At 39.3% G+C, this 14,349-nt stretch carries 7 protein-coding genes; 3 read left to right on the top strand and 4 right to left on the bottom strand.

Translation table 11 applies throughout. The features are described 5' to 3' along the window. The first annotated feature begins 101 nt into the window (after positions 1 to 101). The 3 genes from ruvB to coaE all read left to right on the top strand — a co-directional run bounded on the left by ruvB (position 102) and on the right by coaE (position 2,743). Positions 102 to 1,124 carry a Holliday junction branch migration DNA helicase RuvB gene (ruvB, locus tag ASG31_RS17440; RefSeq protein WP_056035892.1) on the top strand — a complete coding sequence of 341 codons (1,023 nt, stop codon included), beginning with the start codon at positions 102 to 104 and terminating at the stop codon, positions 1,122 to 1,124. A 110-nt stretch (positions 1,125 to 1,234) separates the two neighbouring features. Next, on the top strand, positions 1,235 to 2,101 hold the full coding sequence (locus tag ASG31_RS17435) for an MBL fold metallo-hydrolase (RefSeq protein ID WP_056035857.1): 867 nt from the start codon (positions 1,235 to 1,237) through the stop codon (positions 2,099 to 2,101). A gap of 6 nt (positions 2,102 to 2,107) precedes the next feature. Then, positions 2,108 to 2,743, top strand: coding sequence for a dephospho-CoA kinase (coaE, locus tag ASG31_RS17430; RefSeq protein ID WP_056035855.1), 636 nt, complete (start codon positions 2,108 to 2,110; stop codon positions 2,741 to 2,743). 190 nt (positions 2,744 to 2,933) lie between these two features. On the opposite strand, the gene ASG31_RS17425 is transcribed toward coaE, so the two are convergent. From ASG31_RS17425 to ASG31_RS18990, 4 genes are all read right to left on the bottom strand, one after another. Then, positions 2,934 to 6,569: a fibronectin type III domain-containing protein gene (locus tag ASG31_RS17425; protein ID WP_056035849.1), complete on the bottom strand. Its 3,636-nt coding sequence runs from the start codon at positions 6,567 to 6,569 to the stop codon at positions 2,934 to 2,936. A gap of 372 nt (positions 6,570 to 6,941) precedes the next feature. Further along, a complete protein-coding gene (locus tag ASG31_RS17420; RefSeq protein ID WP_056035846.1) occupies positions 6,942 to 9,908 on the bottom strand; it encodes a reprolysin-like metallopeptidase in 2,967 nt (988 codons plus the stop codon). Positions 9,909 to 10,070: 162 nt separating this feature from the next. After that, the gene (locus ASG31_RS17415; RefSeq protein WP_056035844.1) at positions 10,071 to 12,101 is read right to left on the bottom strand and encodes a M43 family zinc metalloprotease; all 2,031 of its coding nucleotides are present in this window, start codon (positions 12,099 to 12,101) and stop codon (positions 10,071 to 10,073) included. A gap of 195 nt (positions 12,102 to 12,296) precedes the next feature. Next, entirely contained in the window at positions 12,297 to 14,297 is a 2,001-nt protein-coding gene (locus ASG31_RS18990; RefSeq protein ID WP_056035840.1) for a M43 family zinc metalloprotease, read from the bottom strand. Positions 14,298 to 14,349: the final 52 nt, after the last annotated feature.

The following is a 14,349-nucleotide window of genomic DNA, read 5'->3' as shown; positions in this document are numbered from 1 at the left end:
ACAGTCCGGATTCCAAACTTTGGATTTGGCGAAAATTTATACCATCTCAACCTTTGCCTAAACCTAAAATTGTTATCTTTACGGTAAATGAAACTGAATTAATGCCCGATTTTTTACATCCAGACAAAGACAATTACTCCAATGAGGAGCTGATGCAGGAAGAACAGATTCGTCCGCAGAGCTTTAAAGATTTCGCAGGACAGCGAAAAACACTGGAGAATCTTGAAGTTTTCGTCAGCGCTGCCAAGAGACGTGGCGGTGCTCTCGATCACGTGCTTTTACATGGGCCGCCCGGTTTGGGAAAAACCACATTGGCGAATATTATCGCCAATGAATTGGGAGTTGGCTGCAAAATCACTTCAGGTCCTGTTTTGGATAAGCCAGGAAGTTTAGCCGGCTTACTGACGAATCTTGAGGAAAACGATGTGCTTTTCATCGATGAAATTCACAGACTGTCGCCTGTTGTAGAAGAATATCTCTATTCTGCGATGGAAGATTATAAAATTGACATCATGCTCGAAAGTGGCCCGAATGCGAGAAGTGTTCAGATCGGTCTGAATCCTTTTACCTTAGTAGGAGCAACGACCAGAAGCGGAATGCTGACCAAGCCGATGCTGGCAAGATTCGGTATTCAAAGCAGACTGGAATATTACACGATTGAACTGTTGTCAATGATTATCATCAGAAGTGCACGAGTTTTAGGTGTGAAAATTTATGAGGATGCCGCAATAGAAATTGCAAGAAGGAGCCGCGGAACACCTAGAATTGCCAACGCTTTACTGCGGAGAGTACGTGATTTCGCTGAAATCAAAGGTGACGGTGAAATTGAAATTGAAATCACAAAATATGCCCTGAATTCTCTGAACGTTGATGAATTTGGACTGGATGAAATGGACAATAAAATCATGCGTGTGATGATTGAAAACTTCAGAGGAAAGCCTGTAGGAATTTCAGCTTTGGCAACATCCATCGCAGAAAACCCTGAAACGCTGGAAGAAGTGTATGAACCGTTTTTGATTCAGGAAGGTTTTATCATCAGAACTCCGAGAGGAAGAGAAGTGACGGAAAAGGCTTATAAACATTTGAATATTGCTGTGCCGAGAAATCCGGGGGAACTTTTTTAAAGGAAAAAGATTTTGATGTGCTCATTCTTTTAACTTAAAAAATTGGAAATTCATTCAATATTACTGCAGCACCATAATTTAAAATCAATAACATAAAATAATAAACTTATATGAAACTATATCCAATTCAATGCGGAAAATTTAAGCTCGACGGTGGAGCGATGTTTGGGGTCGTCCCAAAGAGTTTGTGGGAGAAAACCAATCCTGCAGACGAAAGAAATTTAATTGAACTCGGAACAAGATCTCTGCTTGTGGAAGACGGCAAAAAATTAATTTTAATTGATTGCGGTTTGGGAAATAAGCAGGACGATAAATTTTTCGGTCACTATTCGCTTTGGGGCGACGATACTTTGGATAAAAATCTGAAGAAGTACGGTTTCGTGAAGGAAGACATTACTGATGTTTTTCTTACCCATCTTCACTTCGATCACTGCGGTGGTGCCATTGAATGGAATGATGACAGATCAGGCTACAGACCGGCCTTCAAAAATGCACAGTTCTGGACGAATGAAAACCACTGGCTATGGGCAACCGAGCCTAACCCAAGAGAGAAAGCAAGCTTTTTGAAGGAAAATATTTTACCTATTCAGGAAAGTGGACAGTTGAATTTTTTACCGCTCCCAACCAACGGGAATTACGGTTTCGCACCGGATTTGAAAATGGATGTTATTTTTGTGGACGGGCACACCGAAAAACAGATGCTTCCTGTCATTCAGTATCAGGATAAAACTATTGTTTTTGCGGCGGATTTGATTCCTACAACGGGACATATTCCGCAGGTTTATGTGATGGGTTACGATACAAGACCTTTACTGACGGTTGAGGAAAAGGCTAAGTTTTTGAAACAATGCGTGGATAATGATTATCTTCTGTTTTTCGAACACGACGCTCACCACGAATTGGCAAGTTTAAAAATGACTGAAAAAGGGGTTCGTCTTGATGAAACGTTTACTTTTAATGATGTTTTTGGATATTAAAATACTATGGAAGAATTACATTCAGAAGCTCAAAATGCAGAACCCGATCCCTTATCGACATCCAAAATCATTGGTCTGACGGGAGGCATTGGTTCCGGAAAAACCACTGTGGCAAAATTCATTGAAGAGTGTGGATTTCCTGTCTATTATTCAGATGACCGTGCTAAAGAGATTGTGAACGATAACGAAGAATTAAAATTAAAAATCAAAGCACTTCTCGGTCCGCAATCCTACAATGAAAAAGGACTGTACGACCGCAAGTTTGTATCAGAAATGGTTTTTAATGACAGTGAGTTGCTTCAGGCTCTTAATGAAATCATTCATCCTGCAGTACGCATTGATTTTGAAGATTGGGTAAAGAAACAGGAAAAATATCTGGTATTCAAAGAGACGGCTTTACTGTTTGAATTAAAATTAAACAAACAATGTTACCGCTCGATTTTAGTAACTGCCGAAGACAACATTCGAATCAAAAGGGTGATGGATAGGGACGGAAAAACATATCGTGAAGTACAGTCGGTTATGGAAAAACAAATGCCGGAAAAAGAAAAAATAAAACTTGCTGATTGTGTCATTTACAACAACACCAATTTAGATGACTTAAAAGATCAAACTGAAAAAGTTATTTTTGACATTGAATAAAGAGAAATCCCGCTGAAACTTTTCAGTGGGATTTTGTTTATAAATAAATTCATCTTATAGATACAATAATCAACGTTTCTATTGATAGGAGATTGCATCCAAGCTTTTGTCAAGGCGTTCCGTTGGAACTTTTACCACAAAAAATAAGCTCTCATTTCTGAGAGCTTATTCTATTTAAATAAGTGATTAATTATTCTTTAATGAATTTCTTCTGAACAGTTTTATCACCGTCAACCAATTCAATCACGTATAAACCGTTGATTAATCTGCTAACGTCAATCTTGTTGTTCAGGATTAATCCATCAGAAACTAACTGACCTGCTGAACTGTAGATTTTGTAATTAGCTTTCTTGCTAATGTTTTTCACGTTCAGGATTGTGCTTACCGGGTTAGGGTAAATCATTATATCAGTTTGATTGAGTGGATTTACTACAGCCTGCTTAACTATTCTCACTTTGTAATCTTCTACCTCTCCATTCTGGAAGTTGGTACAGTTTACAGGGATACCGTCTTTCTGCATAGCCACTCTCATTACTACATATTTGTAGTCTGTCATACTTACGAAAGCATCATCTGGAACTGTAAAGGCTGCACTCGCCGTATCTGCATTATTTGGTCCGTTAGACATGATTTTTTCGTTTACATCAAAATATCCATTTCTGTTGAAATCAATCCAAACTGCAACACCGGTATTTGTACCTGAAGAAGAAGTTTTGTCAACTTTGATAACGTTGCCTTGAGTTCCCTGAACCAGCACAAGTTCTTTACCATCTAAATTTGTTGGATAGTATGTGTACGGTGCACCAGTTGTAGTATTTACAAATGCAGTACCTTGATAAGGTGTTACTGTTACTTTATTAATGTATTCAGTACCAGAAACTGTAGAAGACATCGCACAATACGTAACTGTAGGAGTTGTGAAATAATACAGTGGAGTAAAGTTTCCAGGAGTACCTGTACAAACGTTTGCTACCTGCATTTCATACTTCGTTAATTCTAATAATCCTGTAATTGTGTATGTATTTGCATTATTAACATTAATAGTTGTCCAGCTTGGAATACCTACTTTTCTGTATCTCAGGATATAGCTGTTTGTAGCACCGGTTCCTGTATAAGGTTCCCATGTAACTTCAGCACTTGTAGGATTCAGCTGAGTAATTGTTAAGCCTGGAGGTGGTATAGAACAAACTCTGATGGTAGTAAATACCTGAGGATTAGACCAAGGGTTTCCTGTAGACGCTCCTACGCAGATAGATCTTACCTGAACTTCATAAGTTTTGAAAGATTCAAGATTCTGCATTAAATAACTGTTCTGTGGAGGCTGAGGAGTTCCCGGAGGCTGAGGAGTAAACCATCCCGGTGTACCTACAACTCTCCATCTGATTTCATAATTCGCACTTGCTACTAACGGATTCCACGTAGCCAATGCTGAAGTAGAAGTAATATTACTTACCACGACGTTTGGTGGCGTAGGATCACACGTTGTAGTGAAAGTTACCGTAGGAGCGGTTCCTTCATTCGTGTTACATACTGCTACTACTTTCACTTCGTACGCTTTCGCAGGCTGTAGACCTGTGATATTGTATGTTGTTGTAGGTGCGTTGATAAGTGGTGAAGAATTTGGCCAAGTTGGATCTCCAGCTAATCTCCAGTATACTCTATAAACAAGGTTGTTTGCAGATGCAGTCCAGTTTACAGTTGCTGCATTTTGCGTAATACCTGTAACTGTAACATTGGTAGGTGCTACTACAGAACAAGGTCTAATAATAAAGGTGTAATCAACGTAGCTTCCATAAGCAGCCGGTCCACAAGGTGTAACTGCACCAATATAGCTCTGAGCAAATCTAATTCTGTAAGATCCAGAGGGTCTACCAACAGAACTGATAGTAAACTGAGCTGATGCTTGATATGAAGTTGAAGAATATACTATTTCTGTTAACGGATCCAATACTAAATCATTGTTCCAATCAATCCACGCGTGGAAGTAATGGGTACCAGATGTTGCTCCAAGGTTAACATTTACAGATGCTCCCGGCAATACAGAGAAACTCTGCGCCGAGTTATTCACGTATGCATTATAAGAAGTTGCTGTATAAGCAATATTTGTAAAGCCAGTGGTTGTAGTAATGTTATTAAGATAATAAGTAGTTGAAGACGATCCACCTGTTGGCAGACAGTAATTAGTATAGATCTGTAATGGGCCCGTCCAGTCACCAATATCTGTAGCACTACATCTTGCTCTTACCCAAATATAATAAGTTGTACTTGGAGTTAAGCCGCCAATTAGCTGCGACGGACCAGCAACTCCTGAAAACTGTGGAGTAACCGTTGCAAGCGGAGTTGCAGGGTTGGTTGTATAATACACATCGTAACCATTTGCTGGTGCAGGTGTTGGTACTGTCCACTGTACTGTTGTACTTGTAGTAGTAGTATTTGTGATAGCCAAACCTTGTACATCTAAACAGGTAGGTGCAACTCTCAATTTGAAGTCATCAACTCCTAAGTACCATGGTGTAAAGTTTGAAGAAACATTTACTGCAAAATTATAATTTGCACTCACTGTAGGTGTAAAATAAACCTTGTATTGAGTATAAGCACTTGTTCCCTGAGTTGCTGTGATAAAGCCTCCTAAATTGGTTGCTCCAGTAGCAGACTGTGAGGTATTAACTAAAACATTTCCAGTATATCCTATCTGAGAAGAACCTGTACCCCCCGTATGGTAGTAGAAAGAGTATTCATAAGTAACGCCTGCAGTCAAAGCAAAACCTGGACTCCAAAGCTGACTTGCATTGGTATTTCCGTACTGGATTCTCACATAGTTTGGTGTAGATCTAGGACCAGGAGATGTAGTGGAAGACACTGCATTTGAAGACGTCCAGGCACTAGTCCCGGTAACGTTTTTCCAGCATGGAGGGAGAATAGCTGCTCCCAAAGTCGTCATTGCATCGAAGTTTTCAGTCCATGGAAGAACAGTCACTGGTACGCACAATGTCATAAAAGCAGGCATTGGAGTCCAGGTACTCATATCACCAGCGGCACATTTTGCTCTTACCCAAACGTAGTACGTTGTGATAGGTGTAAGCGCAGATATAGTGGCTGTATTCGTTGTACTCTGTACAGAATTGGTTGCATTTAAAATAGTTGCACCTGTAGGCGCTACACCAGTGGTGTTATAATAAACGTCATAACCATTTACCGGAGCAGGCGTAGGAGCAGTCCATGAAATATTTGCTGTTGTGGCCGCAACATTTACAAGTGTAATTGCTGAAGGTGCTAAGCAAGTAGGAGCTGCACCCTGAGTCATGGTAACATTATCAAAGTAATAATAGTTGTCTCCGGAAGCAGCAGATTTAACATAGAATCTTACAAATAAATTACCTGCATTAGGGCTGAAGGTGACAGTTCTTGTTGCACATGTATTTGCTACAACGTGATTTGTTGAATTTACAGTATATGCTGTAGTCCATGGTCCTCCTGCATTGCTTGCATATTGCACATCAATTGTACCAAGATTAGGAAGAGTGGTTGCTACGGTACCTGCCGACCAGATAGTAACTTTATAATCAAAAGACATTGTAACAAGCCCCTGATTATTCCCAGGAATATTCGGAGAAGTGAAATCTCCTTCATTTCCACTATATCTGTTGCCCCGTATGGTTCCTCCTGTGGTACCACAGATCTGTCCTGCTGTAGCAATTCTACTAAAGACAGAAGAAGTGGTAGTCCAGTTACTAAGACCAGTGGCTGTCCAATCTTGTGAATAATTTACCTGAGCATTCGTAAAAAACGCCAGTATCAATGAAAAAAGTAGTAAAATCTTCTTCATATTATTAAAATATTAAAATCTATTAAGATTTGAGAGTTATACATAAAATTAGAATTAAGTGTTACATCCTTTTCACAGCATGCTGTGTAAGATGATTAATTGGATTTGAAAAATAGAAAGATGTAAAGAATTTGTTCATAGGCTATAAAATTTTATATTAGATACAAAGCTAATCATTTTTAATGATTATCGTAAAAAATAAAATTATTTTTTTGCGGAAATATTATTAATAAATATAAATAACGTTCCTATTAGATTGAATAATTCAATTTAAAATAAAAATTTCCTGATGTTTTTAGATTTTTTCTTCGAATATCCCAAAACAAAAAACCTCAGAAATCTCTGAGGTTTTTGAATAATTATTGAACAAAATTATTTTTTGATAAACTTAACAGTCTCTGCTATGTCTTTATCTTTAATCGTAATCAAATAAGTGCCTTTTACAAGTTCGGCTACTCTTACCTGATTATTACTGATATTTCCAGCTTTAACCAACTGCCCAACTGCATTATGAATTTCAAATTTAGCTTTCTCTGAAACTTTTGTGATATTCAATACATCAGTAGCAGGATTTGGATAGATCTGAATGTTATTTTTAACTAAAGAAGTTTCATTAATACCAAGTGATGGTACCAATACATTGTAGTCTTCCACTTCCCCATATCCGAATGTACCACAACCAGCAAAAGTGGCGCCAAGTGACAATCCTGCATTAGTAGCTCCTGCGTAGTAAAGAATCACTCTCATTCTTAATGGAATGTTTGTTACTGCAGTTGCAGGAACTGCAAATGTACCTGTAATTGGAGCTGTAGGCACTGCCGTAGGATAATTCAACACTCTTTCTGTGCTTTCAAATACTCCGTTCGCATTAAAATCTATAAATACTGCAGATGTATCCCAATCCGGAGCTGCCACCGTGATTGACAGTCCATAGGTATTGCCAGCTGCCAATGTACTTTGTAAAGCAGTATTGGTAGTATAGTTTGTGTAGTTTGACGGACCTGACGTATTCGTCATTAAAGTAGTTCCGTTGTAAGACAACGTTACGTTAGAAATATACTCAAACTGAGGCGAGTTTGTAGCAGTAATTGTACAGTAAGATATAGTGGAAGTTGTAAAATTAACACTTGCAGAGAATGGCCCTTGTGTTCCACATACAGATGCTACCTGTACCTCATATAAAGTTCCATCCGTTAAGCTGGATATATTTACACTGTTGGTAGTTGAAGTAGTCTGTTGCCAAGCTGTATCGGTGGTCTTTTTGTAACGGATTACGTAAGACGTTGCTCCTGTTACGGCAGGCCAGTTTACTGATGCTGATGAAGGCGTTATATTTGAAACCACAACTCCTGTAATAACTGTACCACAAGTTGCCTGCGCCGCTACCGTCATTTTTTTCACAGCATAAAAGACATTTCCGATTGAAGAAACTCTTAGTGCTACTGCCTGACCGTTAAGTGCTGCAGGGAAAGCTGCTACAGATTCTGTACCGTCATTGGCAGTTGTAGCCAAAAGAGCAGTCCAGGTAGCACCATTGTCTGTAGAATAGTCAATTTTCACGTTTGGAGAGTTATATGCTCCACCCGCTGTATTTACAACATCCCAGGTAATTGTATTGGTTGCTGTACTGTACAGGAAACCACCTGTAGTCAATTTAAAAGGTCCATCATCGCCTACGGTAATGGTCTGTTCAGCAAACTGGGTCTGCTGTTGAGTAGTTGTAGGATGATTATCTCTTACAGTAACAGCAAACTTTGATGATCTGGCAACCATAGAAACAGATTCCCACTGATTATTGGAGTTATCCAATACACCATTGATTACGGATGACAACTTAGGAAAATATCTGGTAGGACTGGTCGTAGGAGCAATTGATCTGAACGACGGACCATACGTAGTAGTACCTAAGTTGGTTTTATTAATAAGCTGAGATGATGCAGTAATATTATTTACCTGCTCCCATGTGTAGGTTAACGGGTCATTCTGTGCATCAGTAGCAGACGCTGTAAGCACAAAAGCAGTACCTTTAGGGATGGTGTAGGTAGGAAGCGCTGCAATTACAGGCGCATCATTTGCTACAGTTGTTTCCACATCACAGGTTTTTGTATTCAGGTTGGTCTGCACCTGCGTAATACTTGCCTTATGAAAATATGCATCAGAATTTGGCTGCACATCTGTGTTTGCACCTGTAATACCGGCATATCCCATAATTGTAGAACCAGATCCCGGCTCCATATTTACACCTGTACCCTCGTAACCAGTTGTAAAGGTGTGGTTAGCACCTAACTGATGACCCATCTCATGAGCTACGTAATCAATATCAAAAGTGTCTCCCTGTGGAATTCCATTGGCGGGTGAAGTATACCCGGATCCCTTTCCATTAGGAACAGGCGTTGAAGGATTAACACATACACATCCTATACAACCGGCATTACCGCCGCCGCCAGATGCACCAAACAGGTGACCAATGTCGTAATTGGCATTACCAACATTTGCTGTAAGTGTAGATTGAAGTTCAGCATTCCATGCACCGCCAGAACCTGTGGCACCGTCAGAATAAGGATCTGTAGCGGCATTTGTATAGATGACGTTTGGAAAATTCTGAAGATTCAGATGCAGGGCAAAGTCTTTTTCAAAAACAAAATTAACTCTGGTTAATGTAGCATTAATTGCCGCTAAAGCACCTGCAACCGTTCCACCGTGAAATGTTGTATATTCTGCTGTTACAGACATTGCCAACCTCATGGTTCGGTATTTTTTGTCTGACATTTTAGAAAAATCTGAGAATTGATTATTGAAAGAATTACCTTTCTTTGCCATCTCTTCAATTTCTTTTACAGCAGCTGCGCCTTCCTCTGTACTGCAGATAAAACTTTTACCTCCTGTAGCTTTTGTTTTTGCATGTACTCCGTAGGTAGTTTTGTCACTGATCAAAGGTTCAATGAATTCGTAATCTCCGGAACCCCCAATGATCATAGACTGAAAATTATTTGGAGCTAAAGAAAATCTCACAGATTTTGTAGGATCGTCTATACCTACTCCTACATAAGAACCCAAATCATATTGCTCTGCCAGTTCTTTTACTACCACCGGAAAGCTGTAAACAGCAAATCTCTCTATCTTGCCACGAAGCGTGGGAAGCATTATTTCTACCGGCTTTGCACCAAGCCCCGTTTCCTGAGCATTTTTAAGCTGACTCTTAATCTTGGCAATATCAAGTTTGTATTCTAATTGGGTAGGATCTGATACAGATGATTTCCGCTGATTAACGGGAGACCACTGTCCAAATGCAAAACCACCTACCGCACTTAAAAATAAAGCAGTAATAAGTTTTTTCATAAAGATGAACTATTTTTGAATTATTTGTAAATTTTTAACATCCAAATGTAAGCATAATCTTGCAAATCAATACTTACTATTTAATTTTTAACATTTTGCAGCTATTTAGAAATAAAAAAACCTCCGAATTATCGAAGGTTCAGTTATTAAAAGATTGTTTTTTTATTTCTTAATAAATTTAAGTGTCTCTGCAAGATTTTTATCTTTTACAGTAATCACATAAACTCCTTTTACAAAATCTGCAACCTTTACCTGGCCGTTTTCTATTTTCCCTGATTTTACCAGTCGTCCTACAGCATTATGAATTTCAAATGTGGCTTTATCTGAAACATTTTGAATATTTAAAACATCGCTGGCAGGATTAGGATAAATGCTGAAAGTCTTTTCCTTAACATCATTTACGGACAATACCTGGTTGGTAAATGATTTTGTGGCATATCCTAAAATATCATCACTTCCGGTGTAGATTACTGTTCCGGAGCTTGTAGTAAGAGTTACATAACCTCCGTCAAAACTTGAGAGACCATCACCATACGCGTCAGAGATTGCAAATACGTAGCAACCTAAAGGCAGCGTCCATGTCTGGGTAAAAAGAGCAGGAAGACTTGCAGTATCGGCATAAGGTCCTCCGCTGTATAATACTGTACCGGCACTGTTTTTCAGAGTCCATTTTGTTTCAGAACCATAGAGGTCTCTCTGAAGAGCAAAATTTACAGTAGTTGTATTGAAATATTCAGGATTGGTAGGTTTAATGTAAGTTCCTGTGCTTGTATTATTAGACGCTCTCTGATCTGCACCTCCGTTTGCTGATGTAATTGTTGTGGTAACAGGAGAGGTAGGCACAGCAGGATCTACAGGAATGGTAATCAAGCTGAATTTATCCTGTGCAAGGTTACCCGTCCAGTTATAAGTAAGCGAAGGGCCACCTGTAAAGGTATATGAAATCACTGCTGAGGTAAGATTTGCAGTTCCTCTGTTGTACAGGTTTAAACGCAGAACTCCACCACCACAGACACCAGCTAAACAGCCGCCGTCGATTTTAATTTCTGCATCGTTTGCAAATAAAGGGATTGCAACATCTTTCGTTGAAGTTTTCAGTGTACTTCTTCTGGGAGAGTTGTTCATTACTGCTGTTAATCTCGCTGTCTGATTGACTGTAAAAATATTCATACAGGTATCAACAGTATAATCCATGTAATTCTGTATCATATCACTGCCGGGGCTTGAAGGGCAGGAGTCTACAGCAACACAGTTATAATTAGGCCCTGCTGCTGCTGGCGTGTCTAAACAGTAATCATTATTGCTGTCGGTAGCATTAACAACGCAGGATGAAGTATCTCCCCAAATATGTCTTAAACCTAAAAAATGACCTACCTCGTGAGTCATTGTTCTGCCTTTATCATAAGGTGCCGACAACATAAAACTACCATCATTATACGTACTGCTGCCAAAAGTACTGAAATTGGCAACTACACCGTCTGTGTTAGCAAGACCTCCGTTAGCATTCAAACCGCCTAAACCTGAGTTTGAAGGAAACTGAGCATACCCCAAAAGACTGGAATCTGAGAAATTTACACTCCACATATTCATATATTGTGTAGCATCCCAAATGGTTGTTGGTTTTACATAATCATCAATCTCATCTGTTCCCCAGCTGTCCTGGCAGAGATTTACTCTGTTGATTCCGTTGGTAGGATTTCCATTGGGATCCACTTTGGCCAGGGCAAACTGAATCTGAGTATCTGCGCCCACTGCATTGGTATTATATCCCGGTGTATTAAGCATTCTTCGGAAGTCATTATTCATCACAGTAATTTGTGAGATTACCTGATTATCTGTGATATTGGGAGCTACCCCTACGTTCTGTCCGCTATGGATCACGTGTACTACCACCGGAATGGTAATAATACTACCAGACTGAGATTTATTCGCTTTCGCCTCTTCCACCAATGGTTTAAGCCAAGCTTCAAATTCCTGTGGAGTCATTCTCGCAGGATACTTTGCTTTCAGATAATCTTCATATTCGTCAGCACTACATCTGTCAAACCCATGAGAATGAGCTTTCTCTTCAGCTGTCTTTGTTTTAAAATTTCCGCCGCTTTTTCTCATACCCTCTGCATTCTGTGCACTTACAGAACTAACAAAAAAGACAAACAGAAAAAACAGAAATTTAAGATTGTTGAATTTTTGCATTTCAAATTATTTTTTACTTTACAAAGATATCCATTTTTTAAATAGATTTTAATTAATAGAAGATTAAAATCCTTTTCACTAAAGCTATATCTCACTGAAAAGAAATACTTTGCGACAATGCAAAGAACAATACTTTGTCACAGGAACAAAAAAACCTCCGCGAGGGAGGTTTTAAAAGTGATTAAATTCTGAATCTTATTTTTTAATAAATTTCAGTCTTTCAGTAAGGTCTTTATCTTTTACAGTAATTACGTAAACACCTTTTACAAATTCTGCCACATTTACCTGTGCATTTTCTATGTTTCCTGCTTTAACTAATTGGCCCACTGCATTGTGAATCTCGTAAACAGCTTTGTCTGAAACATTCTTTATGTTTAAAACATCACTTGCAGGATTAGGATAAATACTGAATGTATTCTTAGTTGCTTCAGACGTTCCTAATGTCTGAATTTTGAAAAATTTTGTCTGGCTGCTTGCAAAGTGCGAGCCAGTGACAAGCGTAGAACCTGTAGTAGACTGGATATTGTAATAACCTCCGTAAGGATAAATACCGTCACCATAAGAATCTGAAATCAGGAATGTGTAGCACTCATTGGCATTCAACGTCCAGTTCTGAGTGATTAACGGCGGATTTGCGGTATCCGTATAAGGACCTCCACTGTACACTGTTGTACCTGCACTGTTTTTCAGAGACCATGTGGTTTCGCTGCCGTACTGATCTCTCTGGAGATTAAACACTACGCTTTCATTTAATCTTGTAGGCGCTCCCATGTAATTAACAAATATATTGCTGTTTGAAGCTCTTTGATCTGCTACTCCATTTACTGTGGTCACCGAAATATTCATATATCCTCCCAGTGCAGTTGCTGGCATAGGCAGGGTAACGATAGCATATTTATCCTGAGCAAGGCTTCCTGTCCAGTTGAAAGTTTGAGACAAATTATTAACTGTGTAAGTGATTGCCGCTGAAGTCATGGTTGTATTCCCTCTGTTATATAGAGAAACTTTCACATTTTGGGCAGAAACAGTAGTACAGCTCACAGTAGTGCAGTCTCTTTCAAGTTTCACCTCGGCATCATTTGGAAATAATGGTATTGCAATATCTTTTACAGAAGTTTTCAGTTCAAGTCTTCGCGGGGAGTTGTTCATCACCGCAGAAATCCTGTCCTTTTGATTCACTGTATAGATATTCATACATGTATCATTGGTATAATCCATGTAATTCTGTACCATCTCAAAAACAGTAGGTACCGTACAGCTCGGAATACTTGGATTGCAGGTATAATTCGAAGTATGCGCAGTAGGTGTATCTGCACAGAAATCGTCACCACATGTCGCATCGCCCCAAATATGTCTTAAACCAAGGAAGTGCCCAACCTCGTGCGTCATAGTTCTGCCTTTGTCGTAAGGTGCATTCAGCAGAAATGTTCCGTTTGTATTAAAATCTGTACTTCCGAATGTTGAATAATTGGCTACTACTCCATCGGTGTATGCTTCACCCCCACTTGCATTAAGCCCAGCCAGGTTTGAATTTGAAGGAAACTGTGCATATCCCAGTAAACCTGAGGACGAAAACTGTACACTCCACATATTCATATACTGCGTAGGATCCCAGATCGTCTCCGGTTTTACGAACGCATTTATTTGAGCCTGTGACCAGCTGGTCTGGCAAAGATTCACTCTGTTTATACCGTTTGTAGGATTTCCATTTGGATCCACTTTAGCCAGTGCAAACTGAATCTGCGTGTCTGCCCCAACCGGATTACTGTTGAAACCGGGTGTTCCGGCAATTCTTCTGAAATCCTGATTCATTACCGTGATTTGAGACTGCACCTGCTCGTCTACGATATTAGGAGCAGCACCGTATGCCTGACCGGCGTGGATTACGTGTACTACTACAGGAATAGTAACGATGTTGCCACTTTGAGATTTATTGTTTCTTTCTTTTTCAATCAAAGGTGTAATCCACGCTTCAAACTGAGCGGGAGTCATTCTGCCGGGAAAATGCTTCTGCAAAAATTCTTCATATTCTGTGGAAGAACATCTTTCTACACCACCAGATCTTGCTAACTCTTCGGCAGAAGGATGTGAAAATTCAACGCCTTTACCTGTTTTTACAGACTGTCCGAAAGAAATTACGCTGCTGTAAAAGGCAAACAAAACTGCCGTTTTTAAGATTGTAGATTTTATATTCATATTGGGGTAATTTCTTACAAATATAAGCCAAAAATGGAATTTTACTCAAAAA

Origin of the sequence: Chryseobacterium sp. Leaf404, assembly GCF_001424145.1 — a bacterium.
Lineage (GTDB): Bacteria > Bacteroidota > Bacteroidia > Flavobacteriales > Weeksellaceae > Chryseobacterium.
The sequence above is the reverse complement of the archived record's forward strand: the minus strand, read 5'-3'. Positions and strand labels throughout refer to the sequence as shown.

Excerpts from the sequence above, each read along its gene's own strand:
- ruvB (WP_056035892.1), top strand. The coding sequence starts at position 102 with ATGCCCGATTTTTTACATCCAGACAAAGACAATTACTCCAATGAGGAG.
- ASG31_RS17435 (WP_056035857.1), top strand. The coding sequence starts at position 1,235 with ATGAAACTATATCCAATTCAATGCGGAAAATTTAAGCTCGACGGTGGA.
- coaE (WP_056035855.1), top strand. The coding sequence starts at position 2,108 with ATGGAAGAATTACATTCAGAAGCTCAAAATGCAGAACCCGATCCCTTA.
- ASG31_RS17425 (WP_056035849.1), bottom strand. The coding sequence starts at position 6,569 with ATGAAGAAGATTTTACTACTTTTTTCATTGATACTGGCGTTTTTTACG.
- ASG31_RS17420 (WP_056035846.1), bottom strand. The coding sequence starts at position 9,908 with ATGAAAAAACTTATTACTGCTTTATTTTTAAGTGCGGTAGGTGGTTTT.
- ASG31_RS17415 (WP_056035844.1), bottom strand. The coding sequence starts at position 12,101 with ATGCAAAAATTCAACAATCTTAAATTTCTGTTTTTTCTGTTTGTCTTT.
- ASG31_RS18990 (WP_056035840.1), bottom strand. The coding sequence starts at position 14,297 with ATGAATATAAAATCTACAATCTTAAAAACGGCAGTTTTGTTTGCCTTT.